A 26,318-nucleotide genomic window follows, 5' to 3' on the forward strand; every position below is an offset into this window, starting at 1 on the left:
TCGCGCTGCTCCGGACCGTCGGGGATGGTGACCGCCTCGATATCGGGACGATCGTCGTCACGGTGCGTGACGGCAGTCCGTATCCGCCTTCGCGCCGTCCACGCCGAGGCTTCCTGCCGGACCGCCCGGACCTGCCGGCCGTGCCGGCCCTGCCCGACCCGTTCGACCGCGCCCCACGAGCACGGGTCCCGGTCGACGAGGCGGACGGGGCAGCCGGGTCGGACGGGGCAAGGTCGTCCGTCACGAGGTCTGTACCCCGACCACTCCACCGCCCACCACCGCCCACAGCTCCTGAGCACCGCGATCCGCCTGGTCCGGAAGGGATCCCATGTCTGAGAACCATGATGCAATCGTCGTAGACGCGAAGACTGAGGGCGGAGGTGGTTGCCCGGTCGCGCACGAGCGGGCCCCGCACCCGACGCAGGGCGGTGGAAACCGCCAGTGGTGGCCGGAGCGGCTCAACCTGAAGATCCTCGCCAAGAACCCGGCGGTGGCCAACCCCTTCGGCGACGAGTTCGACTACGCCGAGGCGTTCAACAGCCTCGACCTCGCCGCCGTGAAGCAGGACATCGCGGAGGTGCTGACGACCTCGCAGGACTGGTGGCCGGCCGACTTCGGCAACTACGGCCCGCTGATGATCCGGATGGCGTGGCACAGCGCCGGCACCTACCGGATCAGCGACGGCCGCGGCGGCGCCGGGTCCGGTCAGCAGCGCTTCGCCCCCCTCAACAGTTGGCCGGACAACGCGAGCCTGGACAAGGCCCGCCGGCTGCTGTGGCCGGTCAAGCAGAAGTACGGTCGGAGCCTGTCCTGGGCCGACCTGATGGTCCTCACCGGCAACGTCGCCCTGGAGTCGATGGGCTTCGAGACCTTCGGCTTCGGCGGCGGTCGGGCCGACGTCTGGGAGCCCGACGAGGACGTCTACTGGGGCCCGGAGACCACCTGGCTCGGCGACGAGCGCTACACCGGTGACCGGGACCTGGAGAACCCCCTCGGCGCGGTGCAGATGGGCCTGATCTACGTCAACCCCGAGGGCCCGAACGGCACCCCGGACCCGCTGGCCGCGGCCCGCGACATCCGCGAGACGTTCCGCCGGATGGCGATGAACGACGAGGAGACGGTCGCCCTGATCGCGGGCGGTCACACCTTCGGCAAGACCCACGGCGCGGGCCCGGCGGACAGCGTCGGCCCCGACCCCGAGGCGTCGCCGCTGGAGCAGCAGGGCCTCGGTTGGAAGAGCAGCTTCGGCACCGGCGCCGGTGGCGACGCGATCACCAGTGGCCTCGAGGGCATCTGGACCAACACCCCCACCACGTGGGACAACAGTTTCTTCGAGATCCTGTTCGGCCACGAGTGGGAGCTGTTCAAGAGCCCGGCCGGCGCGCACCAGTGGCGGCCCAAGGACGGCGGCGGCGCGGGCACCGTCCCGGACGCGCACGACCCGTCGAAGAGCCACGCGCCGACCATGCTGACGACCGACCTCTCGCTCCGGGTCGACCCGGCCTACGAGCAGATCTCGCGGCGCTTCCTGGAGAACCCCGCCGAGTTCGCGGACGCCTTCGCCCGGGCGTGGTTCAAGCTGACGCACCGCGACATGGGTCCGGTCGTGCGCTACCTCGGTCCGGAGGTCCCCAGCGAGACACTGCTGTGGCAGGACCCGCTTCCGGCGGTCACGCACGAGCTCGTCGACGCCGAGGACGTCGCGTCGCTCAAGAGCCGGGTCCTCGAGTCGGGCCTGTCGGTGTCCCAGCTCGTGTCCGCCGCGTGGGCGTCGGCCTCGTCCTTCCGCGGCAGTGACAAGCGAGGCGGCGCCAACGGTGCGCGGGTTCGCCTCCAGCCGCAGATCGGGTGGGAGGCCAACGACCCGGACGAGCTGGCGACGGTGCTGCGCGCGCTGGAAGGCATCCAGGAGGCGTTCAACGCCGATCGCACCGACGGCAAGCGGATCTCGCTCGCCGACCTGATCGTGCTCGCCGGTGCCGCCGCCGTCGAGCGGGCCGCCGAGGTCGCCGGGTTCGACGTCGAGGTGCCCTTCACGGCGGGTCGTGTGGACGCGGCGCAGGAGCAGACCGACGTGGAGTCGTTCAGCGCCCTGGAGCCCACCGCCGACGGCTTCCGCAACTACCTCGGCAAGGGCAACCGGCTGCCGGCCGAGTTCCTGCTGATCGACAAGGCGAACCTGCTCACCCTGAGCGCCCCCGAGACGACGGTCCTCGTCGGTGGCCTGCGCGTGCTGGGCGCGAACCACCAGCAGTCGTCGACGGGCGTGTTCACCGCGACCCCCGGTTCGTTGACCAACGACTTCTTCGTCAACCTGCTCGACCTGGGCACGACGTGGAAGGCGACGTCCGAGGACGCGAGCACGTTCGAGGGTCGCGACGCGGCCACGGGCGAGCTCAAGTGGACCGGCAGCCGGGTCGACCTGCTCTTCGGGTCGAACTCCGAACTGCGCGCGCTGGCCGAGGTCTACGCGAGCGACGACGCGAAGCGGAAGTTCGTCGACGACTTCGTCGCGGCGTGGGTCAAGGTGTCGAACCTGGACCGGTTCGACGTCGCGTGATCATCACGTCCGGGTCGGCCCGCGCGGGCCGACCCGGACGTGCCCGCCCGGTGCGGACGACGGGTCCCGCTCGCGCGGATGGCGCGGGTGACCCGGACCGGGTCAGGGCGTGTTGCGCCCGCAGAACCTCCTTTCGGCCTCGAACGGATCGGCCGGGATGGTGAGGTGGGTGCGCCGCCAGGAGCCCTCGAGGTTGTCCAGGAAGCGGCCCGCGGTCATCGGCGCGCGCGTGGACGCGGCGAGTTCGGCGAGTTCGCCGCAACCCAGCGCGTGCCGCGCGGCCGTGACCTGTTCGGGGGTGACCGGCTCCGGCCGGGCGAAGTTGCCGGCGGGATTCACCGGCGCCGCCGGATCCGCGTACGCCGCCAGGAGCCACGCGTTGCTCAACGGTTTCGAATGCCCCGGCTTGGTCACCGGAAGCTCGAACCGCGCCCCGATCGGGTTCACCAGGCCCCAGTAGTCCACCAGCCGCACGTCCGCGGGTGACAAGGCGCCGGCGGTGCCGAGGTAGACGCCGATGACCGCGACCCGCGCCGGGATGTCCTCGCGCAGCGGCACGGTGATGATGTCGCCTTCCAGGCGTGGCCCGTAGTAGATCAACGACCGGCGGCCGGAGGCGAGTTCGGCCTGCACGGCGGCCTTGGTCAGCGGGTGGGTGCGCAGGAAGTCGCGGGCCGACGTGGGGTGCGACGAGCCGGTGAAGCGCGCGTAGAAGGCGCGTTCGTCGCCGACCATCGAGGTGGGCGAGGGACTGTACCGCAGCAGGATCCCGCTGATCGCGGACCATACGGCCAGAGCGAGGGCGGGCGCCGCCACGGCCCTGGACAGCGGCAGCACGGCGACCGGCAGGAGGAGCAGGAACAGGATCGGTACGAGCATGCGCGCGTGCATGTAGTCGCCGCCGACCTTGACCACGTAGCCGAACAGGATCGCCGCCGCGGCCGGTGGGGCCAGGACGACGATCGTGTCGCCGCGCCGCTCGTGGATGCCGCGCAGCGCGTACCCGGCGCCGATCACGATCGCCGACAGCGGGGCCCACAACAGGTAGGGACCGGAGAAGTCGGTGACGTACGCCCAGCCGCGCTCCCACAACGACCCGTCGGCACCCTTGGTGAGCGCCGGCATCGGGAAGACGATGCCGTAGTAGCCCATGCGGAAGATCTGATACGCCGTCGGCACGGCGGCCGCGACGCCCGCGAGGGCGAACGTCCCGCGGATCGTGGGCCGTCGGATGAGCCACAGCGCGAGCAGGAACACGACGGTGACGGCCGCCGCCTCCGGGCGGACCAGCGGGCCGAGGCCGATGACCGCCGCCGTGGCGAGCGCGCGGCGACGGGATCCGCCGGCGCGCAGCCGTACCAGCAGCCACCACGAGCCGGCCGTCCAGCACATGTTGAGGCCGGTCTCCAGGCCGGATGTCGCGTACTCCCACATCGGCCGCAGACCGAGCGGGATCAGGATCCCGAACGGGACCAACAGGCTCTCGGTCCGCCCGGCACGGGTGTGCAGCCGTCGGGCGGCGTCCACGGCGAACAGCACGGCGGCGCAGGTCAGGAACAGGCCGAGCAGCCATGACAGGGCCGTGGTGTCGCTGCGGCGCAGGACGAATCCGAACAGCGCGAGCAGCCACTGCCACAGCGTGCTCGTCGAGGCCTCGGCGCGTTCGCCGGGACTGGAGACGGGACCGTTGCCGGCCAGGATCTCGCGGACCGCGCGGGTGAAGATCAGCGCGTCGTCGCACACCCAGCGGGCGTGATAGCCGAGCATGCCGATCGCCAGGGCCGCGACCGGGGCGAGGGCTCGGTTCCAACGCGGCCGAAACCCGGGTGCCTCGGCGGCCGGCGTTTCGGGTTCGCGCTCCGCGGCGGCTCCGGGCTCGTGCGCTCGTCCCGGGTCTCGGCTCCCCACGGTTCTGGAAGCGGACGCGGGCTCGGGGGCGGCGACTGGGGTCATGCGGGCTCACCTACGGATCTCGGGTCGGGGGCGCGGCATCGGCGCCGCGGGGTTCGGGGCATGGCGAAATGGCGGCTCGGCCGCCGACGCCGGGTGGGGCGTGAATGGGGTGTGACGGCATGCCGACAGAGCCCCTGGCTCGGCGGCGGGCGCGCGTTTGTGGGTGGGGCCGGGTTGTCCCGGGAGGGCGCGACGCCTCCGCGACGCGGCCTCGTCAGAGGAACGCGATGAACCCGGCAGGCTGTTACACCCACTCCGGCGACGCACCCCGACGACATCCGAACGACCGGGTCGAGAACCATCCATGCGCGGCGCGCGGAGGACAACATTGGTCGGCCGACGCCTCGCGCGGTCACGCGCCCGTCGCACCCGAGCCCGCCGCACCCGAGCCCGTGTTCCGGCCTCGCTCGCCGCCCGTCGGGCGAGGACGACCGAAGTCCCGAACGGGCCCGAGTCCCGTCGGGTGGGGGCTTTCGGTCGTTGCCGGCCCGAAGCACGGTGCCGGCCGGCCGGCTCGTGGGGGAGCTACGAAAGATGTGTGTTCGGGGGCGAAGGGTGGGGGCGGGAGATACGGAAGTCGACGGCTCGTCGGGGCGAAGCGGAACCGATCACGCCAAGTGCATAGCCCGGTTCCGCACGTCCCGTCGGGCGTTTAGTAAAGAGATCGTAAAGAAACCTTGGTGTCCTCTGTCTCTGCCGTCACTTGCGCCTCTAGTGTCCGGGACGCCCGGCCCCAACTCCCGGCGCCGCCGTGACCCGACGGTCGGTGGGAGGCAGGCGTCGGGTTCTGCCGAATCAGCTCGACGTCGTGGGCGCGTACGGCACCACAGCACCCTGATCGGCGTCGCTTCGCGTCCGGGATCACCTTCCGGGCGGAAGGGGGACCATCTTGAGTCGAGCGATACCCGGACGCGGCGGAACACCGCCGCAAGGCATCCGGCGTTTGCGTGGCCCGGTGACGTTATTGTCCGTCTCGCTCCTCGCGGTCACGGGACTGACCGCAGCGCCGGGCGTCACGTCTTCCGCGGCGGCCGCACGCGTGGACAACACCAAGGCCGTGTGGAATCCCGGCCCCGAGGATCAGTACTTCAATCCCGTCGAGGCCGAGGACGGTCAGGGCGGCGGGATCGACGCCGAGCAGGGCGGTGCCGACAAGGCCCGCAAGGCCAAGGAAGGACCCGGCCGCAAGGAGCGCGAGGGCAATCCGCGCGCGGCAGCGCAACTGCGCCTGCTGGAGGCCGAGTCCCAGCGCACGGGCAAGAGCCCGGAGCAACTCAGGGCCGAGAAGGCCGGCTTGGCACCGGGTTCGAAGCAGGATGCCAAGCTGCTGACGGTTCTCGTCGAGTTCAACGAGAACGCCAACGACGACTTCTCCGGGTTCAACCGCCGGGCGAGTGTCACCGACCCCTCGTGTGTGCTCGAACCTCCGGGCACGATCAAGAACGGGCCGCTGCACAACAAGATCCCGGACCCGGCGCTCACCGGGCGGGACAACAACTCGCAGTGGGTCAAGGACTTCAGCCCGGAGCACTTCAACAAGATGCTCTACACCAAGCAGGGCCTCACCGAGCGTATGCGGCTGGACCTGACCGGTCCCGACGGCAAGCCGGGCATCGACGTCTCCGGCTACACGATGAAGAACATGTACGAGGAGATGTCGGGCGGCAAGTACACCGTGTCCGGCACCGCCACCCCGTGGATCAAGGTCCGCCACTCCGAGGCGTGGTACGGCGCCGGCCGCTGCGGGCAGCGCGAGCAGGACATGGGCGGGCACCCGGACAACCCGGCGGGCGCCAGCCGGTTGGCGATCGACGCGGTGGACGAACTCGCGCGCAGCCAGCCGAACTTCCCGTGGGCCGACTACGACAAGGAGGACACCGGCGACGCGGACGGCGACGGGAACCTCCTCGAACCCGACGGCGTGGTAGACCACTTGGTCCTCGTGCACTCGGGCAAGGACAAGTCCGCCGGCGGCGGCGCCGAGGGCACGTATGCCATCTGGGCGCACTCCAGCGCCGTGGCGGGCGGATACACGGTCCCGGGGACGCAACTGAAGATCGCCAACTACATCGTGCAGCCGGAGGACTCCGGCGTGGGCGTGTTCGCCCACGAGTACGGCCACGACCTCGGTCTGCCGGACCTGTACGACAACTTCAGCGGCGGCCAGTCGGACGTCAACTTCTGGGACCTGATGGCCAGCGGGTCGCACTCCGGGCCGCTGTTCCAGTCGATGCCCGCGCACATGAGCGCGTGGTCCAAGTACTCGCTGGGCTGGCTGACGCCCGAGGTCCTGAAGGTGGGTGACAAGCCCGCGCTGGTCACGCTCGGACAGGCGGCCAAGACACCCAAGGGCACCAAACAGGCGGTGCGGGTCAACCTCCCGGACAAGGTGATCAGGTTCAGCACGCCGCACAGCGGTCAAAAGGCGTGGTACTCGAACAACGACCAGGACTGGGCGGACGTCAAGCTGGTTCGCGACGTCGCGGTCCCGACGGGCACCGACGTGAAGTTCCGCTGGTGGACCGACTATGTCCTGGAGGAGGACTGGGACTTCGGCTTCGTCGAGGTGTCCACCGACGGCGGCACCACCTGGACGCAGCTCCAGGTGCGTGACGAGGCCGGCACGCTCGTGTCGACCCCGCCGGACTACCCGGACCCCAACGGCAACCTCCGAGCGTTCGGCAAGAGCACCGGGCTGACCGGCGACAGCCACGGCTGGCGCCACGACCAGGTGGACCTGACGCCGTACGCGGGGCGGAACATCAAGCTGCGCATCGGCGTCGACACGGACGCGGCGACGCAGGAGAAGGGTTGGGTCGCCGACGACTTCTCGCTCACCAACGGCACCACCACCGTGTGGTCCGACGATGTCGAGCAGGGCGCCAACGGCTGGACCCCGCAGGGCGGTTCGTCCGGGGGCGGCACCCGGGGCGCGGGCTGGATCGTCACCGACGGCACGTTCAGTCGCGAGCAGTACTACCTGCTCGAATGGCGCAACATGTCCGGCTTCGACCAGGGCCTGAAGTACACCTACACGTTCGGCGAGAACGGCAAGCGCGAGAAGCTCGCGTACAACGCGCCGGGCCTGCTGGTGTGGCTGCGGGACAGCTCGTACGAGAACAACGGCGTGCTGTTCAACATCGACAAGGCCCCCTCGTGGGGCGCCAAGGGCGAGTTGCTCCTGGTCGACGCGCACCCGGAGCCCTACCGCTTCCCGGACGCGCCGTCGAACCAGGCGGCCAACCTCGAATCCCGCGTGCAGTCGGCCAACGCGGCGTTCAGCTTCAAGGACACGTCCGGATTCCGGGCCTGCCGCTCGGCCGGCGACCACTGCGCGCAGTTCGCCAAGACGGAACCGGTGCGGTTCTTCTCCGACACGCTCGGCTACGCGCCGGGCGCGGAGGCCAACGGCACCGGCTTCGCACCCAAGGACCGCAACGGCTCCACCGTGGTCCCGGCGCGTGCTCCGTACTCGACCAAGGTCACCAAGACGGACGGGTCGCCGGACTACGCGAACTACGGCAAGCCGTTCTTCTCCTCGGTGCTCGGTTCCGGAAACCCCGGGTGGGAGAAGGCCTACGGCGTGACCGTGTTTCCGGTCCTCCCGCTGTCCGGTGACCAGGGCGCCGTCGTCTGGATCGCGCCCGCCCGCACGTAGGCATCGGTCCGCACGTGTGCGACCTCGGCCCCCACGACGCGCTTCCGGTCGTGGGGGCCGAGGGGGCGGTGGCGTACGGCGCGGAGGCGGTGGACCAGGTGCGCGCGATCTTCGCGTGAGGCGACGACCGGAGGGGCCTCGCGGCGTACCACACGTGGTGGCCCCGTCCCATGGGTCCCAGGAGTGGTCCCGTGACGCCCCGGTGGGTACAACGGTAGACATGGCCGATGATTCCGGCCGATTTCGGGGTGCATCGGTTCAGTCACCGTCCGGTAGGCGCCGGCGAAGCGTTGCCGGGCAGGTCTTCGTCCTGCAAGTCGCCGTGGTGTTCCTGCTCGTGGCCGGCGCCGTGCTCGCGCTCGTGGTGCAGTCCCGGCACGACAGCGACCGCGAGGCCCGCCACCGCGCGATCGCCGTCGCGCAGACGTTCGCCCACTCGCCCGGGGTCATCGCCGCGCTGCGTTCACCCGACCCGTCCGCGGTGTTGCAACCGCTGACCGAGGCGGGGCGCATGGCCGCCGATGTGGACTTCATCGTGGTGACCGACACCCAGGGGATCCGCTACACGCACCCCAGACCGGAACTGATCGGGCAGCCCGTCGTCGCCAACATCGAACCCGCGCTGGCCGGACACATGCTCGTGGAGAGCGTGAACGGCCCGCTCGGCCGCGAGGTACAGGCGGTGGTCCCGGTCACCGGCCCCACGGGCACGGTCGAGGGTGTCGTCATCGCCGGGCTGCGGGTCAAGAACGTGACCGGCGTGGTCGACCGGCAACTGCCGATCATCCTGGGTACCGGCGCCGCCGCGCTCGCCCTGGCCACCGGCGGTACCGCACTGGTGACCCGGCGGCTGCGGCGGCAGACACGGGGCCTGGGCACGGCCGAGATGACCCGCATGTACGAACACCACCACTCGGTGCTCCACGCGGTTCGCGAAGGCGTGCTCATCGTCGGCGCCGACACCCGGCTGGTGCTGGCGAACGACGAGGCCATCCGACTGCTCGACCTCCCGCCCGACGCCGAGGGCAGGCGGATCGCCGACCTCCCCGGCCTCGAACCGGGCACGGCCGAACTGCTGATCTCGGGTCGCGTGGTCTCGGACGAGGTACATCCCGCCGGGGACCGATTGCTGGCGGTCAACCAGCGGTCCACGGATCGTCACGGCGGTCCGCGCGGGACGGTCGCGACCCTGCGTGACACGACCGAGCTGATGACGCTCTCCGGCAGGGCCGAGGTGGCGGGCAGGAGGCTGAAACTGCTGTACGACGCCGGGGTGGCGATCGGCACCACCCTGGACATGGTGCGCACCGCCGAGGAACTCGCCGACGTCGCGGTCCCGCGCTTCGCCGACTTCGTCACCATCGACCTCTCCGCCCCGGTCCTGGACGGAGGGGAGCCGACCGGTACCGGCGCGAACATGCGCCGCAGCGCCGTCGCCGGCATCCGCGACGATCACCCCCTGTACCCGCTCGGCACCCTGATCGATTTCGTCCCCTCGACCCCGCAGGCCCGCGGACTCGACAGCGGGCGGTCGGAGATCGTGACCGATCTCGCGGCCGCGGACGACTGGCACGCCCAGGACCGGGAGCGGGCCGGAGCGATCGTCGAATACGGCATCCACTCCCTGATCACGGTCCCGGTCCAGGCGCGCGGCGCGGTGCTGGGCGTGGCCAACTTCTGGCGGAAGGAAAAGCCCGAGCCGTTCGACCGGGACGACCTGTTCCTCGCCGAGGAACTGGTCGCGCGCGCCGCGGTCAGCATCGACAACGCCCGCCGCTACGCCCGCGAACACACCCTGGCGACGGCGCTGCAACGCAGTCTGCTGCCGCGCGCGCTGCCTGCGCAGAGCGCGCTGGAGGTGGCCCACCGCTATCTGCCCGCGCAGTCCGGGGTGAGCGGCGACTGGTTCGACGTGATCCCGCTCTCCGGCGCCCGGGTGGCGCTGGTCGTCGGCGACGTCGTCGGCCACGGGCTGCACGCCGCGGCCACCATGGGCCGGTTGCGTACCGCGGTGCACAACTTCTCCACGCTCGACCTGCCGCCCGACGAACTCCTGAGCCACCTGGACGACCTGGTCGGCCGGATCGACCAGGACGAGGCGGACCCGGACCTCGGGGCCGGCATCATCGGCGCCACCTGCCTGTACGCGATCTACGACCCGGTCTCGCGGCGCTGCGCCATGGCCCGGGCCGGGCACCCGCTGCCCGCGCTGGTGCACCCCGACGGCACCGTGGAATTCCCCGACCTGCCCGCCGGGCCGCCGCTGGGCCTGGGCGGCATGCCGTTCGAGACCATCGAACTGGAACCGGCCGCGGGCAGTTCGCTCGTCCTGTACACGGACGGGTTGATCGAGGACCGCACCCGCGACCTGGACGTCGGGATGGGGTTGCTGCGCCGAGCCCTGGCCCACGCCGGCCGCACCCCGGAGCAGAGTTGCGCGGCGGTCCTGGACGCGCTGCTGCCCGAACACCCCAAGGACGACATCGCGCTGCTCATCGCCCGCACCCGCACCCTGTCCGGCGACCGGGTGGCCGAGTGGGAGGTGCCGTCGGACCCCGCCGCCGTCGGCCGGATGCGCGAGGCGATCGCCGTGAAACTGGACGAGTGGGGGCTGGGCGAACAGCTCTTCGGCACCGAGTTGATCCTCAGCGAGCTGATCACCAACGCCATCCGCTACGGTTCCGAGCCGATCCGGGTACGGCTGCTGCGCGACCGGAGCCTGATCTGCGAGGTGGCCGACGGCAGCAGCACCGCACCCCACCTGCGCTACGCGGCCACCATGGACGAGGGCGGCCGGGGCCTGTTCCTGGTCGCCCAGATCGCCGCGCGCTGGGGTACGCGGTACATCCCCGAGGGCAAGATCATCTGGGCGGAACAGCCCCTGCCCGACGTCGTCGAAGCACACGATTCCCCGGAACCCGCGGACCCCGATCCCGCGGACCGGGCGGCGGCCCCGGCGAGCGTACGGATTCCGTGATGACGCGGCGGCCCGCCACCGCGAGGTGTGCCCGCGGCGAGGACACCGCGGAGGCCGCGTCCTCGCCGCGCCCACCGCGGTGGCGGAATTCCCGCGGGCGACCGCCGGTCACCGGCCACCGTTCGCGCGCGCGGCGGCTTGGATGTCCCCGATCAGATTCTGGGTGGAGATCCCCCAGTTGGTCTTGAGGTACCGCCCGCGAAAGTGCACGCCGATGACCCGATTGCTGGTCAGGTCGACGACGCACGATCCCGAGTTGCCGCCCATCGTCGAGCAGTCGTGCTCGAACAGGTTCGCGCCCGTGTCGACGGCGGTGATCTTCCCGGGAAGCAGCCGCTTCACATTGAAGATGCCGTTGAAGATCCGCTGGATGTCCGTCTCGCCGCTGCGTCGGGAGTCGGCCGCCGGGTAGCCGACGATATACACCAGGCGCTCCGGCTCGACCTCCAGCCGGGGTCCGGCGAACGGCAGCGGCGGCGGCGGGTCGTCCCCGGGTTCCATCCGCAGCAGGGCCAGATCCAGATCGGGATGGATGGCGATGATCTCCGAGATCCGGTGCTCGCGCTCCGGCGTTCCGCCCAGTTGCTCGGCGAAGTCGATGTTGACGGACATCTCCGGTGCGATTTCCCAATGCGATTGATCCTGTTGGAACGCCATGAACTCCTTGACGACGTGCCGGTTGGTCAGCACGGCGTCGTCGGCGACCAGGAATCCGGTGCCGATCCAGTCCGCCATCGGGTGCCCTCGGACCTCGATGCGGCCGACGCTGAGCATGGTGGCCTCGATGGCCTCGCGATGGTCCTCCAACGTCTCCCAGGGATGCGGAGGCGGGAGGAAACGGTCGTCCTGCACCAGAATGGCCGGCCGGCCCATCACCAGGACCACGGCTTCCAGGCCCTGCGACTCGGCGTCGGTGAGCACGGCGCGCGTGCCGTCACGGGCGACCTTCTCCAGAGCCCGCGCGCCCAGGGCCAGCGTCTGTTGCCGCGCGCCCTCCATCCCGTCGGCGTTCGCGCCGGGTCCCACGTTGCTCTCGAGGTCGCTGTCGGCGCCCGCGGTCAGATTCCGGTTGAGCTCACCGGTGACGGAATCGAGGTCGGGGAACATGCGTTGAACGGTTTCGATCAGATCGGTGTTCGCTGCCACAGGGGCCTCCTCCATCGCGGGCGTACGGAACGTTCCGCTGCCGTGGGTGTCGCCGGTCCGGGGGTGTCTCCCGCCACCTCGAGGACGCCCTGCCGGAGGAGGAACGCCACGAGTCGCACCACCTGCACGATTTCCGTCCGGTTCGGGTGCTCGGCGGGACATGCGCCGTCCACCGTTTCGGCGAGCCGGGAGAGGAAGCGGGCCGGGCCTCGCGGCACGGTCGATCGGCGGCCTCCGGAAAGCAGCAGGTACGTGCCGTCGGCTCCGGTCTCCATCCGGATCAGGCCACCCGGCCGCAGCCGAACCCGTATGCCGGGGGTCAGCGATCGCGCCGCGATGCGATCGAACCAGGCCCCACCGTCCGTGTAGTCCCGCGGACGGGACATCAGCAGGGCCCGGGCGGGGCCGTCGGCGAACGCGTCGACGAGTTCCCTGCGGATCGTCTCCGCGATCCCGGACGCGACGTCCGCCGCCAACCGCGCGTAGTCCGCGCCGCCGTACACCGCTTCGCGAGGGACCGCCCGGCGCAGCGCCGCGTCGTCGGCCAGCCGGGACAACGAGCCCTCCACGGCGGCCCGCGCCATCGCGTGCCAGGTGACCTCCCGGATCCCGATGGTCACGTGCAACGACGCGGACCGCGACGTCCGCGCGACATGCGGGGTACCCCGAGGCATGTACAACACGTCCCCGGCACTCAGTCGCGCGTCCCAGGCGCCGGTGAGCGGCGTCCGGGGCAGCTCGTCCAGCAGTTGGCCCGCCACCGGATCCGCGATCACGGGCCGGTACAGCGTGAACTGCTTGGTGCCCGCCAGCGACAGGACCAGTACGTCGTGCAGGTCGTGATGGACGTCGAATCCCTGGGCCGCGGCGGGCGTCAGGTACGCGGTGGCCTGACACGGACTGCCGAGGAACATTTCCAGATCGCGGCAGAAACGGCCCAGCGGCGGCCAGTACCGGTCGACGAGTTGCAGGGCGATGCTGGCTCCCTCACCCACGAGTCCCCACACCGCGTCGGCGTCGACCACGTCGTCCGCGCCGCCGCCCGCGCGCCCGCGATCGCCGCCCGCGATGGTGTAGCGGGCCGGGTCCACCGCTTCGAAGCCGGCCTCGGTCGTACGCACGATCCGAAGGTCGTGCCGGCCCACCCGCAGCTCGCGCCCGCGGATGATCCCGTGCAGGCTCCGCTCGTCGAACAGATCGGCGAAGTCGTCGTTGTTCGGGCGGCGGATGTGGACGGGCCCCTGGGACCAGTGCTGCGCGAAGAAGGCGTCGACGTCGCCGACGCAGCGGGCCAGCGCGTGCAGCCCCCGGGTTCTCCCGCTGCCGGCGTGCAACACGGCGGTGCCGGAGCCTTCGATGGCGGGCGCGCTCACGGCGTTCTCCTTCCGTCGGGCGGCGCGTGGTGCGCGACGCCTGCGGTGTGGGGCGGATGCGGTGTCTGCGGATGTGCCATCAAGTGCCGCACCAGCGGCTCGAAGTGGGCCAGCGGTGCGGGAACACGGCGCGGATCGAGGGCGAGTCGGTCCCACTCGGCGAAGGCTTCGGCGGTCGCGAACCACCGCTCGTCCCGGTAGGCGAGATGGGCCCGTGGGTCCACGCCGGTCCATCGGGGCATGTCCCGGTAGCGGAACTCCTCGTGGTGCAGCAGGATCGCGCAGGTCTGCGGACTCACGTACGGGCGCAGGATCTCGGCGGCGACGGCACCGTGGTTGTGGGGTGCGACGACCTTGCCGATGTCGTGGCACAACGCGGCCAGGACGAGTTCGTCCGACGCGTTGGCGCGTTCCGCCAGCGTGGCCGTCTGAAGGGCGTGCTCGAGTTGGTCGACGGGCAGATGCGCGCGGATGCCGCGCAGTACGTCCAGCAGTCCCAGGACCCGGTTCGCGGTGTCGTTCGTGGTCCGAAACTGTTCGAACACCACGGTCGCCATGGTGCTCTCCTAGGCCAGGGGGTGGGGCGTGGGGTCGCCTGCCAGTCGGGGCCGTGTGGCGTCGGTGTCCAAGCCGACGTAGCCGTCGATCACGACCCTCGCGACCCGGCAGCCCAGCGCCGCGGCATCACGGGTGGTCATGTCCACGTAGGCCGTCGCGGGCAGGCGGTGGACGACGTCCGACCAGGCGACCGTGCGCGACGGGTAGTCGTGCTCCGGGTGCACCCAGCGCCGGCGGGCCCGGTACAGGCGGGCGTCCACGGCGTGCACGTACCGGTGATAGGCGGGTGTCGTCGGCGGGTGCCGCCGCGCGTCCGCGCCCGCGGCCAGCATGCGCTCGGTGAAGATCCGCGTGGCGACCGCCTCGCGGGAGGCGGCCTGTGCGGCCTCGGTCACGGACAGGCGTGCCGCCAGTCCGACGGCCGTGTACGGAGGCACGTCCTGTTCGAGGAAGGCCACCGCGACCGGGACCCCGCAGGCGGAGGTGAGGCCTGCCACCGAAAGCCCCGGCATGTCCGGGACTCCGGCGCGGATCCGGCCGACCGGGGTGCCTCCCCGCCAGGCACGCATGAACGCGTCCCGCTCGATCATCTCCAACGTCGCCCGGCGCAGGGCGAACGCGGTCGACGGGCCGGCGGCCAGCCCCTCGGAACTGGTGTGGCTGGCCGGAGGTTCCTCGTCCGCGCAGCGGTAGGGCAGGTGCACGGACGCCGCCGCCGCCCAGATGGGTCCTCCGGTGCGCGGGTCGACGCCCGGGATCCACCGCAGCGGTGTGCGATCCGAGACGTGGTGGCCGCCGTACGCGGCCTCGTCCGCGGGCACACTCGGTCCTTCGAGGTCCTTGCGGGCGGCGATGACGGCCCCCGGGACGGCGAAGCCGGCGCAGTACCGCTCGAGGCATTCGCCGATCGCGCTGCGGCGTGCGGTGTCGGGGTCCGGCGCGCAGCCGGAACCGTGGCTCCAGCCGAGGCCGTCGTGCAGCGGCCCGGTCCGGCACCCGACCGCGTCGACGAGGGTGTGGCCGGAGCGGTCGTCGACGGACGTGGTGAGCGAGTGCACGATGCCGACGCGGTCGCCGACCGCGGCCTCCAGGGGATGCGACGTCGGGCCGGCCGGGCAGGAGCACCCCGGCACGGCGAGCAGGGTGTGCCGCCGCAGCGTTCCGTCCCGGGAGATCTCGATGTGCGCGTCGTCTCCGTGTGCCCCCGCGATCAGCTCGCGGGCGACCTCGGCGGTCCCGCGCAGCAGGGTGTCGGACCCGGTGAGCGGCACCGGCACGGGCCGGCCGTTCGCCGCCAGTCGTCGCAGGTAGCACAGCAGGCAGGGGCCGGTCGGGCCGAACACCGGGCCCAGCGCGGCGCCCTTGCCGGTCGCCTCGACGAGAATCCAGCGCTGCCCGGCGAGTTGCGCGGCCAGGCCGAGCAGGTGTACCCGGCCGGCCCAGGACGCCAGGATCTGTACGTCGGTGGAGTGGGTGGGGCCGCCGACGGCGGGGACGGCGAGGTGGGCCGCCAAGTCTGCGGCGGCGGCGGAGCGTCCGATCACGCGGACCGGTACGGAGCCGGTGCGGGCGACGCGCAGCGCGGACGGCGCGGTCATCGCGGTGCCTTCGCGCCGGAGGCGACCCGTTCGCCGGCGAGACCCTCGAACAGTGGTGCCAGTCCGCAGCACGTGGGTGCTCCGGCCCCGGCGTCCGCCGTGGCCGCGGCGACGTAGCGTTCGTGCGGGCACCAGCCCCGGCACTTGTCGAACCACGGGCAGCCGTGCAGCCGCTCCAGGGCGAGGTCCTCCGCCGCCGTCAGCGCGCGCAGTCGCGGCGACCGGCGCATCGCCGACAGGTCGTGGGTGAGGATGTTGCCCAGGGTGTAGCGGTCGTCGCCGACGAACTTGTCGCAGTGCGCCACCCGGCCGTCGGGTTCGACGAGGAAGTAGCGTCCCAGGCAGCCGCCCTGGAGTTCGCAAAAGCGCGAGGAGCCGCCGGCGAGCAGGTCGATGGCGGCATCGAGTTCCCGGACCCGGGGCAATCCGTCGCCCAGGCGCTCTCTGGCCCGATGCACCTCCAGCAGGAAGTCGCAGAACCGCGCGACGGGCAACGACGCGCCGGTGACGGTGCCTCCGGGCCCGGACTGCGGACGCATGGCCAGCAGCCCGATGTTGGTCGCCCCCAGCGCGCGCACGCTCTCCAGCAGGCGATCCGCGCCCGCGTCGATCACCTCGGGCGTGACCACGACCAGCACGCCGGCCAGCACGCCGTGCTCGCGCAGGACACGGACACCGCGACTGACCTGCGACCAGCTCCCGCGCTGGTCGACGGTCTTGCGTTGGGCGTCGTGGACCTCGGGCGGGCCGTCGACGCTGACCGAGCAGGAGATGCCGAAGTGGGCGAACAGGGCGGCCAGTTCCGCGGTGAGGAGGGTGCCGTTCGTTTGCAGCGAGTTGCTCACCCGGCTGCGATCCCCGGCAAGCCAGGCCTGCGCCGCGAGGACCCGCAGAATGCCTTCGCGGCGCAGCGTGAGCGGCTCCCCGCCGTGCCAGATGAAGCGCAGGAACCCGTGTTCGCCCGACGCGCGGTGCAGCAGCGCCGCCAGGACGGGCATGGGCATGCTCTGATCCGGTCCGGCCCGCCAGTCGTGGCAGTAGCTACAGCGCAGGTTGCATTGGCGGGTGAGCTTGACGATGACCGTGGCGTCGAGCAGTTGGGGCCGAGTGTTCGCTCCCGCGGCGCGCGTGCCACGCATGCGGGTGATGATGCCGGTGTCGACGGCGGAGAAGAACGCCGACGGCGGGACGGTGGCCAGGGCGCGCATCGGGTCGGTCCCGCGCCGTACGAGCGCCTCCAGGGCGGTTCGTCCGTCCTCGTCCAGGCCACGGGCCAGTTCCCAGAGTTCGTCGACGGCGGAGGCGGGTGGCGGCCCGGGGTGATCGACGTCCGGTTCGACACCCGCGTGTGCCCGGGTGCCCAACGGCTTGAGCGCGGCCGCGAGCGCCCCGCGCGAGCGCAGCGCCGAACGGCTCGTCACGCAGACCGTCGCCGACGCGGGAAGGTACGCGGACATGTCGGCGGCGCGGCGCAGCAGTCGCTCCAGGGTCGCGCCGTCGGCCGAGGATCGGGCCGCGGTCGACACGCGTGCGCGTACCTCGTCGTAGCGCTCGCGCGGGCACGAGAGCGTGCCGGGGGGCAGGGGTTCGGTCGGTCGCGGGTCGGCTGCGATGGTGCTCACCCGGTGCTCCTGCCTGCGGGGATGGCCAGTGCCAGGTATCGGTCCCCGTCGCGCATCATGAGGCCGAGGCCGCACAGCCGGTTCAGGACCGACTCGGCCTGGTCGGGGCCCAGGCCGGCCGCGCGCGCCGCGGCCTTCAGACCGCGGGGGCGTTCGTTGCACGCCATGTGGAGCGACGCCAGCGGGCCCTCCAGCGTGTACGTCGACTCGTCCTTGGGGTCGCGGGTGTCGACGACGTGGACCAGGCCCGGCGAGTGGTAGAACTCCAGGCGGGGCGGCGGTTGGTCCGGGTCGGGCGGGGTCAGCCAGCGCTGCACGGCTTCGATGACGGCTTCGTAGGTTTCCGGGCCGGGCGTGTTCTCCAACTCGTAGTCGAAGAAGTACGCCAGCCGGTCCAGCTTCACGTGCTCCGGATAGACCAGGCTCAGGCTAGCCTCCGGGGTGAGGAAGCGGGCCGGGAAGGCGGCACGGTCGGTGAACAGCGGGCTGAAGCGTTCCATCCACAGGCGCCCGGCGCCCCCCGGCGCCTGAAGGTGTGTCAGCAAGGGGATGAGCGCGGCCTGTTCGGCGTAGTCCTCGGGCGATTCACCGGGGAAGCCCCACAACAGGTTCCAGGACACGGACACCCCGTAGTAGGCCGCCCAGCGCAGCAGGTTCACGTTGTCGGCCGCCCGGACACCCTTGCGCATCAGCCGCAGCACGTTCGAGCTGAGCGACTCGATCCCGGGCTGGATCCGGCGGATACCGGCCGCGCTCAGGGCCGCCACGGCATCGCGGTCGAGGTTCGCCTTGACCTCGTAGAAAATGTCGTAGGTGGTGCCGAGCCGGGAGAGTTCCGGCACCAGGGTGCGCAGGTAGGTCGGTTCGATGATGTTGTCGACCGCCTCGAAGCGGTACGAGCGGTAGCGGCGCGCGAGTTCACCGAGCTCGCGTACGACACGTTCGGCGGACTTGGCCCGGAAGGCCATGGTCTGGCCGTTGAGTCCGCAGAAGGTGCAGTGGTGCTTGGCGCCCCACCAACAACCCCGCGCGCTTTCGAACGGCAGGTCGATGTTGCGCCGCGCGGCGTCCGCGCGGATGAGACCCAGGCGCTCGGCGCGGGCGAAGTAGTCGTCGTAGTCGGGGATCGGCAGGTCGTCCAGGCCGCGGACCTGGGGCGCGGGAGCATTCGCCCGGACCCGGCCCTCGCGTCGGCGCAGCAGGCCCGGAACGTCGTCGAGCGAGCGTCCGTCGGCGATGCGATCCAGCAGCATCGGAAAGGAATGGTCCGCCTCGCCGCTGAGCGCGTAGTCCACGGCGTCGAAGGCGGCCACGAACTCGCGCCCCATCGGGCCGTCGAGATTGGCCCCGCCGAACAGGGTGATCACCGCGGGGTGGTCCCGCTTGATCCTCGACGCCAGTGCCAGGGACGCGGCGTTTTGTTGGAACGTGGACGTGAAGCCCACGACCCGGAAGCGGGACCAGTCCGTTGCGACCGCCAGCCCCTCGACGAACGCCGGCGCCACGACGCGGCGCAGGTGACGCAGCCATTCGAGGGGAGAGCGGTCCCCGCAGACGCGGGCCAGCTTCGATTGCTGACCGGCATTCAGGCGCAGCGGGAGCAGGCCTTCGGCGTCGGGTGTTTCGGCGCCGAAGGCCGCCTCGGCGAACACCCATTCGCCCAGCGCGGTGCCGCGGTGCTCGCACAGCAGGTCGTACAGCTCCTCGCCGAGCACGGCCGCGAAGTCCAGGTTGAGATGGAAGATCTCGGCCCGGTGCCCGGCATCGCGGGCGATCGCACCGAGCAGCCCGAGTTGCAGCGAGGGCCGGCGGTGGGATGCGAACGGCATGTTCACCAGGGCCAGGGCCAAGCCGGCGGCGGGTGGCGCGTCGACCGATTCGCCACCCGCCTGCTCGGCCGGGCCCGATGACGACGCGGCGTGGCCGCCTGCCGTCGCGATGGGCGTAACCGACATTTTGCGCCTGCTCAGCTCTGGGGGCCGGTGGCGAAGCCCGAACTCCCGGGCTTGCCGCCGGGCTTGGTGCCGGGCCTGGTGCCGGGCCGCTCACCGGGGGTGTCGAAGGGCGGGCCGTCGAAGGGGTAGCCGCCGGGGAGGCCGCCGGGAATGTCGGTGTACGAGCCCTGGCCGGTTCGCCAGGTTCCCAGCTCACCCGGGGTGACGGAACCCTCCATCTCCGCCGCCAGGTCCTTGCTCCAGTCGCCGTGGACGCAGATGGCGTCGGCCCCGACGCTGATCGAGTCCTCGAGTTCACCCTCCATGCCGGCCTGGGTTCCGTGGTCCACCTTGCCCAGGGCCGCCAGCGCCTCTCCGAGGCCGACCTCCTTCAGCTGCCCTTGCGCGAAGATCTCGACCCCCTTGGCGAAGGGCGAGCTGCCGTCGCTGCCGCCGGCCTCCTCGAACTTGACCGCCGCGGCCCCCAGCACGCTGAGCAGGGTGGCCCTCTCCGCGTCGTCGAGACGCGCGCCGAAGGCGTCCAGCTTCTGGGCCAACCGGGTCAACTGGACGTCGTTGAGCGCGTACCGACGACGACCGGCGCCGGATGCCGCGCCGGTCGCCCCGTCGAAGCCGATCGCTTCGATGAGCCGGCCGACGGTGCGTTCCAGGGAGGTGAGGCGGGCATCGATGGATGGAGGCATGGGAGGACTCCTGTCGAGAGCAGCGACGTGCGTCCGCGCGTTGCGGAACGACGACGCCGTGGCGGCGCGCGGGAAGTGCACCGCGGCGCGAGTCACGGCAACGAAGAGTGAGTGGGACGGTCACCGTATGTGGATGACCCTGTATGAAAGTAGGCATATTCGACAGGGGCCGCAAGCAGAAGGGAGCAGCCGGACCACGTTGTTGGTGAACGCCACTCGAACGGGCCAGTATCCGGTCCGCACCGCGCCGGGCGGCACTGCATCGCACCGCACTGGACCGCACTGCACCGCCCTGCACTGCACCGCACTGCACCGCGCGGCGCCGACAACGGCGACGGGACCGGCCGGGGTGCCCCGGCCGGTCCCGTCGCGTGCGGTTCAGCGGGAGGTGCCGGGTCCCACGGTCGGCAGGTAGCGCGGCGCCCGCCAGGCGTCGAGCCGGTGTTCGACCGCAGCCCCCAGGGACAGCAGTTCGCCGTCGCGGTGGTCGCCGGACATCAGTAGCAGGCCCACGGGCAATTGGTTCACCAGGCCGGCGGGCACCGACAACGACGGGTACCCGGCCACGGCCGCCGGGGTGGAGGACGGGATCACGTCGTTGTCGCCGCGCGCGCAGTCGGTCGTCCAGGCGGGCGGGTTCGTCGGCGAGGCGATCGCGTCCAGGCGATGGGCGGCCATGGTCTCGTCGATCGACCTACGGGACAGATCCTTCAACTCGGCGCGCGCGGCCCGGTATTGCGGGTCGGTGGTGGGCGGCGCGACCAGGGCCTGTTCGAACAACTCCTGACCCGCGAAGCAGGTCTGCTCGGCCGGGTGGGTGCGGTTGAACGCGATCAGTTCGGCGAGGTCGCGCGGTCCCCGGCGGGTGGCGAGGTAGGCGTCGAGGTCGCGGTGGAACTCGCTCAACAGTGCGGGGAACTCCAGTTCGGCGAGTCGCTCCTGGTAAGGGAGACGCACCTCGACGACCTCGGCGCCCGCCGTGCGCAGGCTCTGTGCCGTACGCGTCATCAGGGCGTCCACCTCCGGCCCGAGCGAGGGCAGCCGCCACAAACCGATGCGCTTGCCGCGCAGCGCGTCGGGCCGGGTCGACGCCCGCGCGACGTCGAGGGAGGCGGTGAGGTGCGGGGCGCCGTCGCTGATCACCGCGAGGGTGAGCGCGGCATCGGTGACGTTGCGCGCCATCGGTCCCGCGGTGTCCTGCTCGGCGGAGATGGGCACCACGCCGGCCTGGCCGACCAGCCCCAGGCTGGGCTTGTGGCCGACGACACCGTTCGCCCCGGCCGGACACACGATCGAGCCGTCGGTCTCGGTCCCGATCGCCACCTGCGCCAAGGACGCGGCGAGCGCGGCGCCGGAACCGGACGAGGAACCACACGGGTTGCGGTCCAGCACGTACGGATTCCGGGTCTGGCCGCCCACCGCCGACCAGCCGGAAGTGGGCTTGGCCGCACGGAAGTTGGCCCACTCGGACAGGTTGGTCTTGCCCAGGATCACCGCTCCCGCGTCGCGCAGCCGGGTGACCAGGGCGGCGTCGGCGTCCGGCGGGCTCCCGGCCAGCGCCAGTGACCCGCCCGTCGTCGGCAGGTCGCGGGTGTTCACGTTGTCCTTGAGCAGGACGGGAATGCCGTCGAGCGGGCCGCGGGTCTCGCCGCGTCGATGCCGGGCGTCGCTGGCCGCCGCCTGGCGCAGGGCGGTCGGGTCGGTGCGCAGCACCGCGTGGATCCTGGGGTCGACGGTCTTGATCCGCCACAGATAGGCGCCGGTCAGTGCCGACGAGGTCAACGAACCGCGCGCCATGCGCGCCTGTAACTCGGGGATCGTCACCGTGTCCAGATCCACGCCCAGCCTCGGCGGCGAGTCCGCGGCGGTCGGCGAACCGCCGGTGTCGGCCGCTTCCGCGGGTGAACTCGGCGCGGTCACAAGGCATCCCGCGACGAGGGCGGCGATCAGCGTGGCAACGCTTCTCTTTGTCATGGCAGTCATCGCACTACACGGCCGGCATCCCGCACAAGGACACCGGGACACCGGGACACCGGGACGCCGGGGCTCGGGGCTCCGGGACGCCGGGACGCCATCCGGCACGGCGCGCGGCGCACCGGTGGGTCGGTGGGGTGCGGTTGCCTCGTCCGTCGGGTGCTTCGTGCTACATCAGGTGGGCGCGGCAGGCCAGTTGTACCGCGAGGCGTTGTTGGGGGTCCTCCAGGTCCGCGCCGATCAGTTCGCCCACCTTGCGGACGCGTTTGGTGACCGCGTTGCGGTGCAGGTGCAGTTCGTCGGCGGCTCGGGCGGGCGAGCCCTGGTGATCGAGGTAGGCCTGCAGCGTACGCAGCAGCGGTGCGGCGCGCTGTGGGCCCAACGCCAGGACCGGGGCCAGGAGTTCGTGCACCGCCTCGCGGGCCGCGTCGGAGGAGTACCAGTCCAGCAACATCCGGTCCAGGCCGGCCGCGTCGTGCGCGGCGATCGGGCCGGACCCGCCGCCGCCCGAGCGCAACAGGGCGGTGCGGGCCTCGCGGGCGGACCTGCGCAGGCCCAGCACGCCGCGATGGGCCGCGCCCACCCCGCAGCGCAGGTCCGCACCCGGGTTGCGCTCGCGCAGCACCACCAGGAGCCGGCCGGCGTCGGCGAGCGTCGCGCGCATGCCGTCGCGGCCCGGGTCGGTGGGCTGGGATCGGGTCAGCACCAGCGCCTCGTCCACGCGCGCGGCGTTCCAGGCGACCGGGCCCAGCGAACGCAGCAGGCGCAGCGCGAGCGGCCCGGCGGCCTCCAGGAGGCGGTACCGGTCGGTGCCGGCCAGGGCGATCGGCTCCACCCGCAGGGCCAGGTGCCAACTGTCCACCGGCAGCCCCAGGGCCCGGCCGCGACTGCCCAGGCGCAGCGCCTGGGCCTCGGGCACGGCCAGCAACTCGGCCAGGAGCTGGCCGCGCGAGCGCACCGGGACATCGTCGGTCGGGCCGGCCGCCGCGGCCAGCGCGCCCAGGGCGAGCACCGCACGCACGGCGCGGCCCGTCGCATCCGGTCGGTCGGGCGCGCTGAGCCAGACGTCGCCGTCGGGCCCGAGCGCCGACGCGCCGAGTTCGCCCGGCTCCGGCGCGCGCAGATCCACCGGCAGCCCCAGGACCCGGGACGCGGCTCGGGCCACCCGCTCCGGGTCGCCCGCCACGGTCGGCAACTCCCGGGCCGCCGCGTCCACCCGGGCCAGGGCGTCGGCCGCACCGCCGCGGACCGCTCGATCCACCGCCAGCACCAGCGCGGCCAGGTCGCCGTCGGTGTGCAGGATCGCGACCCGGCCCCGGTCGGCCAGCGCGCGGGCGGTGGCCGGGACCGGCGAGTCGGGCGTGACGGCGGTCAGCACCAGGCCCGCCGCGCCGGTCGCCGCGAGATCGCGCACCGCCACGTCGAGCCGATAGCCGCTGAGCGGCGTGGTCAGCACGACCAGGCAACCGGCGGGCGCGTGCGCGAGGCGATCGGCGCGCGTCTCCAGCCGGACGTCGGTCAGCGGGACGGCGTCGGTCGGTCCGGCCACGACGACGATCTGGTCGGTGTCGGGGCCGGAAAGCAGGTCGGCGAGTGTGGTCACGGCGCCCAGTGTGCCGGCAGCACATGTTTCGCTCGATCGGGTGCGTGTGGCACATGTCCGACGTGCCGCCTGTTCGTACCTTTGACCCATGGAACTCGACGCCGGACTGCTTCCGGACTTCGCACGCGGCTGCGCCGTCCTGGGTTCGGGCGGCGGTGGTGCCACGTCGATCACCCTCGCGGGTGCCCGGCAGGCGATCCTCGAGCACGGGCCGGTCCGGGTCCTGCGCCCGGGGGACCTGCCCGAGGACGCGCCGGTGATGACGGTCGGCACCGTCGGCTCGTCCCCGGTGATGGCCGAGCGGGTCGGCGGCGTCGCCGAGGCGCGGCGGATGCTGGACCGGGTCGAGAAGGTTCGGGGCGGATCGCCGGCCGCGCTGATGTCGAGCGAGATCGGCGGTTCCAACGGCTGCGTGGCGGTCGCCTGGGCCGCCCGCCTGGGCCTGCCGCTGCTGGACGCGGACAGCATGGGCCGGGCCTTCCCCCGGATGGACCAGAACGTGCTCGAACTCGCCGGGATCCGGGCCACCCCGGCCGTGCTCGCCGACGAACGCGGCCGCACCGTGGTCGTCGACCACGCCGACGGCCCGTGGCTGGAGCGGGTGGTCCGGGCCGCGCTGGACGCGTTCGGCGGTCAGGCCGCCTGTTCGGACTACCCCCTGACGGCCGGTCAGGCCGCGCGGCACGCCGTGCCGGGCTCGATCCGCCGGGCGCTGGCCGTGGGCGCGGCGCTGGCCTCGGGCGTACCCGACAACCCCGCGCCGCCGGCCCGTCGGGTGGTCACCGGCAAGATCGCCGCGATCGAGCGGGTCTCGCACGCCGCCACCGGGATCCTGGTCGAGGGCCTGGGCCGGGACCAGGGCCGGCTGCTGCGGGTCGAGGCGCAGTCGGAGTATCTGGCCGTCCTGGAGAACGGCCGGCCGATCGTGGTGACGCCGGACATCATCGCGCTGGTGGAGACCAGGACGGGTGAGGCCCTACAGGTCGAAGTGCTGCGCTACGGGCTTCGTGTGTCGATCCTGGCGTTGGACTGCGCCCCCGCCTGGCTGACCGAGCCCGGCCTTCGCCTCGGCGGCCCGGCGGCCTTCGGGCTGGACCTGCCCGATCCCGCGGAGGCCGCCCGATGAGCGCCCTTCGCACGATCGGCGTGGACGTGGGCCCCACCCACACCGACGGGGCACTGCCGGCCGGCGACGCGCCGGCGATCACGGTCAAGGTGCCCTCGGCGGAGCATCCGGTGGACAGCGTCCGGATCGCGGTGGCCGCGCTCCTGCGGGACGCCCCGCGCTTGGTGCGGGTGACCCACGTGGCCATCGCGCTGCGCGGCGCCGCGCACGCGGTCACCCGCCGCGAGGGGCTGACCCGGGTCGGCGTACTGCGCATCGGCGGGCCGGTCTCGGACGCGGTGCCGCCGCTGGCCGACTGGCCCGCCGACCTGCGCGCGGCCGTGCACGCGGGCAGCGCGATGGTCGAGGGTGGCGCCGGCCTGACCCGCGCCGACACCACCTTGCTCGACCGGGACGCGGTGGCCCGGTTCGCGTCCGGCCTCGCGGGTCGCGCCGACGCGTTCGCGGTCTCCGGGGTGTTCTCGCCGATCGACGACGCCCAGGAACACGAGGCCGCCGAGATCATCCGTCGCGAGGCGGGCCCCGACGTGTTCGTCGGCCTGTCCGCGGGATTGGGCGGGTTGGGCCTGATCGAGCGGGAGAACAGCACGGTGCTGGACGCCGCGCTGTCGCGGCACACCGCGGCCCTGGCCGACGCGTTGACCTCCTCGCTCGGCGCCCTGGGTCTGGCGTCCGCGACGATCCTGGTCACCCGCGGCGACGGCACCCTGACCGCGCTGGACTACCTGCGGCTGCACCCGAGCCTGGCGTTGGGCAGCGGACCGGCCGGCGCGCTGCGCGGCGCCGGGCTGCTGACCGGGCTGAGCGACGCGGTGGTCGCCGACGTCGGGGCGCGACGGATCAGGGTGGGCCTGCTGGTCGGCGGCTTTCCGCAGGAGAGCAGACCCGGGGAGGTCGTCGGCGGCGTGCCGGTGAGCTTCCCGATGCCCGACCTGATCCGGGTCCCGGCCGAGGACCGCGACGCGTTCGAGGAGGCGGTGGACCGGATGCAGCCCGGCGCGGCCCGGCTGCCGCTGATCGTGGTCGGCGGCGGCTCGGCCGCGCCCGCCGCGACGACGGCTCCGGCCGCACACGTCGTACGGCCCGAACACGGCCCGGTGGCCGGGGCGTTCGGGGCCGCACTCAGTCCGGTCGGCGGCGCCTACGAGCAGTTGGTGCGGGCCGGGGAGGCGGCGGAGGCGGACGCGGTGGAGGAGGTCCGCGAAGGCGCGCGCCGCAGTGCGGTGCGCGCGGGCGCCGATCCGCGCCGGGTTGTCGTACTCCCGGTCGAACGGGTTCCCGTGCCCTATCTTCCCGGTCCCGCGTTCAGCCTGCGGGCCCGAGCGGTGGGTCCTCCCGCGCCGCTGTGAGCGGCCCCCGAAACGAACACCGGAGCACCACCCGTCCCGGTGCACCGCGGCACGACACCACGCACACCCGCCGGTCCCAGGGCGGGTCTTCGCTCCCCCGCCGAGCCGCACGACGCCCGGCACCGCACACCTCGCCGCCCCGGCGACGTCCCCTTCCGCTCCCAGGAATTCGTGCCGGTCCCC

At 72.4% G+C, this 26,318-nt stretch carries 15 protein-coding genes; 5 read left to right on the plus strand and 10 right to left on the minus strand.

Features of this window, described 5'->3' with window-relative positions:
• The first annotated feature begins 328 nt into the window (after positions 1-328).
• The gene (katG, locus tag ACWCPW_RS26740) at positions 329-2,560 is read left to right on the plus strand and encodes a catalase/peroxidase HPI (RefSeq protein ID WP_449764128.1); all 2,232 of its coding nucleotides are present in this window, start codon (positions 329-331) and stop codon (positions 2,558-2,560) included.
• A 102-nt stretch (positions 2,561-2,662) separates the two neighbouring features.
• On the opposite strand, the gene ACWCPW_RS26745 is transcribed toward katG, so the two are convergent.
• Entirely contained in the window at positions 2,663-4,513 is a 1,851-nt protein-coding gene (locus ACWCPW_RS26745; RefSeq protein ID WP_449764129.1) for a hypothetical protein, read from the minus strand.
• Between the two features lie 955 nt (positions 4,514-5,468).
• Here ACWCPW_RS26745 and ACWCPW_RS26750 point away from each other — a divergent pair.
• The gene (locus ACWCPW_RS26750) at positions 5,469-8,171 is read left to right on the plus strand and encodes an immune inhibitor A domain-containing protein (RefSeq protein WP_449764130.1); all 2,703 of its coding nucleotides are present in this window, start codon (positions 5,469-5,471) and stop codon (positions 8,169-8,171) included.
• A 220-nt stretch (positions 8,172-8,391) separates the two neighbouring features.
• The gene (locus ACWCPW_RS26755; protein ID WP_449764131.1) at positions 8,392-11,148 is read left to right on the plus strand and encodes a SpoIIE family protein phosphatase; all 2,757 of its coding nucleotides are present in this window, start codon (positions 8,392-8,394) and stop codon (positions 11,146-11,148) included.
• A 108-nt stretch (positions 11,149-11,256) separates the two neighbouring features.
• On the opposite strand, the gene ACWCPW_RS26760 is transcribed toward ACWCPW_RS26755, so the two are convergent.
• The 9 genes from ACWCPW_RS26760 to ACWCPW_RS26800 all read right to left on the minus strand — a co-directional run bounded on the left by ACWCPW_RS26760 (position 11,257) and on the right by ACWCPW_RS26800 (position 23,660).
• Positions 11,257-12,294: a trypsin-like serine peptidase gene (locus ACWCPW_RS26760; protein ID WP_449764132.1), complete on the minus strand. Its 1,038-nt coding sequence runs from the start codon at positions 12,292-12,294 to the stop codon at positions 11,257-11,259.
• Positions 12,273-13,667: a JmjC domain-containing protein gene (locus ACWCPW_RS26765; RefSeq protein WP_449764133.1), complete on the minus strand. Its 1,395-nt coding sequence runs from the start codon at positions 13,665-13,667 to the stop codon at positions 12,273-12,275. The genes ACWCPW_RS26760 and ACWCPW_RS26765 overlap by 22 nt, the downstream gene beginning before the upstream one ends.
• Entirely contained in the window at positions 13,664-14,224 is a 561-nt protein-coding gene (locus ACWCPW_RS26770) for an HD domain-containing protein (protein ID WP_449764134.1), read from the minus strand. The genes ACWCPW_RS26765 and ACWCPW_RS26770 overlap by 4 nt, the downstream gene beginning before the upstream one ends.
• 9 nt (positions 14,225-14,233) lie before the next feature.
• Positions 14,234-15,823 carry a YcaO-like family protein gene (locus tag ACWCPW_RS26775; protein ID WP_449764135.1) on the minus strand — a complete coding sequence of 530 codons (1,590 nt, stop codon included), beginning with the start codon at positions 15,821-15,823 and terminating at the stop codon, positions 14,234-14,236.
• Positions 15,820-17,445: a radical SAM protein gene (locus ACWCPW_RS26780; RefSeq protein WP_449764136.1), complete on the minus strand. Its 1,626-nt coding sequence runs from the start codon at positions 17,443-17,445 to the stop codon at positions 15,820-15,822. Before ACWCPW_RS26780 ends, ACWCPW_RS26775 begins: the two co-directional genes overlap by 4 nt.
• A complete protein-coding gene (locus ACWCPW_RS26785; RefSeq protein WP_449764137.1) occupies positions 17,442-19,400 on the minus strand; it encodes a RiPP maturation radical SAM C-methyltransferase in 1,959 nt (652 codons plus the stop codon). Before ACWCPW_RS26785 ends, ACWCPW_RS26780 begins: the two co-directional genes overlap by 4 nt.
• Positions 19,401-19,411: 11 nt before the next feature.
• The gene (locus tag ACWCPW_RS26790; protein ID WP_449764138.1) at positions 19,412-20,083 is read right to left on the minus strand and encodes a hypothetical protein; all 672 of its coding nucleotides are present in this window, start codon (positions 20,081-20,083) and stop codon (positions 19,412-19,414) included.
• A gap of 378 nt (positions 20,084-20,461) precedes the next feature.
• Positions 20,462-22,057: an amidase gene (locus ACWCPW_RS26795; protein ID WP_449764139.1), complete on the minus strand. Its 1,596-nt coding sequence runs from the start codon at positions 22,055-22,057 to the stop codon at positions 20,462-20,464.
• Positions 22,058-22,226: 169 nt separating this feature from the next.
• Positions 22,227-23,660 carry a PucR family transcriptional regulator gene (locus ACWCPW_RS26800; protein ID WP_449764140.1) on the minus strand — a complete coding sequence of 478 codons (1,434 nt, stop codon included), beginning with the start codon at positions 23,658-23,660 and terminating at the stop codon, positions 22,227-22,229.
• 88 nt (positions 23,661-23,748) lie between these two features.
• Between ACWCPW_RS26800 and ACWCPW_RS26805 the strand changes: the two genes are divergently transcribed.
• Positions 23,749-24,786, plus strand: coding sequence for a DUF917 domain-containing protein (locus tag ACWCPW_RS26805; protein WP_449764141.1), 1,038 nt, complete (start codon positions 23,749-23,751; stop codon positions 24,784-24,786).
• Positions 24,783-26,135: a hydantoinase/oxoprolinase N-terminal domain-containing protein gene (locus ACWCPW_RS26810; RefSeq protein ID WP_449764142.1), complete on the plus strand. Its 1,353-nt coding sequence runs from the start codon at positions 24,783-24,785 to the stop codon at positions 26,133-26,135. The genes ACWCPW_RS26805 and ACWCPW_RS26810 overlap by 4 nt, the downstream gene beginning before the upstream one ends.
• The last annotated feature ends 183 nt before the right edge of the window (positions 26,136-26,318 follow it).

It is taken from the genome of Embleya sp. NPDC001921 (assembly GCF_053594475.1).

Coding starts and splice junctions, on each gene's coding strand:
- katG (WP_449764128.1), top strand. CDS start 329: ATGTCTGAGAACCATGATGCAATCGTCGTAGACGCGAAGACTGAGGGC.
- ACWCPW_RS26745 (WP_449764129.1), bottom strand. CDS start 4,513: ATGACCCCAGTCGCCGCCCCCGAGCCCGCGTCCGCTTCCAGAACCGTG.
- ACWCPW_RS26755 (WP_449764131.1), top strand. CDS start 8,392: ATGGCCGATGATTCCGGCCGATTTCGGGGTGCATCGGTTCAGTCACCG.
- ACWCPW_RS26770 (WP_449764134.1), bottom strand. CDS start 14,224: ATGGCGACCGTGGTGTTCGAACAGTTTCGGACCACGAACGACACCGCG.
- ACWCPW_RS26775 (WP_449764135.1), bottom strand. CDS start 15,823: ATGACCGCGCCGTCCGCGCTGCGCGTCGCCCGCACCGGCTCCGTACCG.
- ACWCPW_RS26785 (WP_449764137.1), bottom strand. CDS start 19,400: ATGTCGGTTACGCCCATCGCGACGGCAGGCGGCCACGCCGCGTCGTCA.
- ACWCPW_RS26790 (WP_449764138.1), bottom strand. CDS start 20,083: ATGCCTCCATCCATCGATGCCCGCCTCACCTCCCTGGAACGCACCGTC.
- ACWCPW_RS26795 (WP_449764139.1), bottom strand. CDS start 22,057: ATGACAAAGAGAAGCGTTGCCACGCTGATCGCCGCCCTCGTCGCGGGA.
- ACWCPW_RS26805 (WP_449764141.1), top strand. CDS start 23,749: ATGGAACTCGACGCCGGACTGCTTCCGGACTTCGCACGCGGCTGCGCC.
- ACWCPW_RS26810 (WP_449764142.1), top strand. CDS start 24,783: ATGAGCGCCCTTCGCACGATCGGCGTGGACGTGGGCCCCACCCACACC.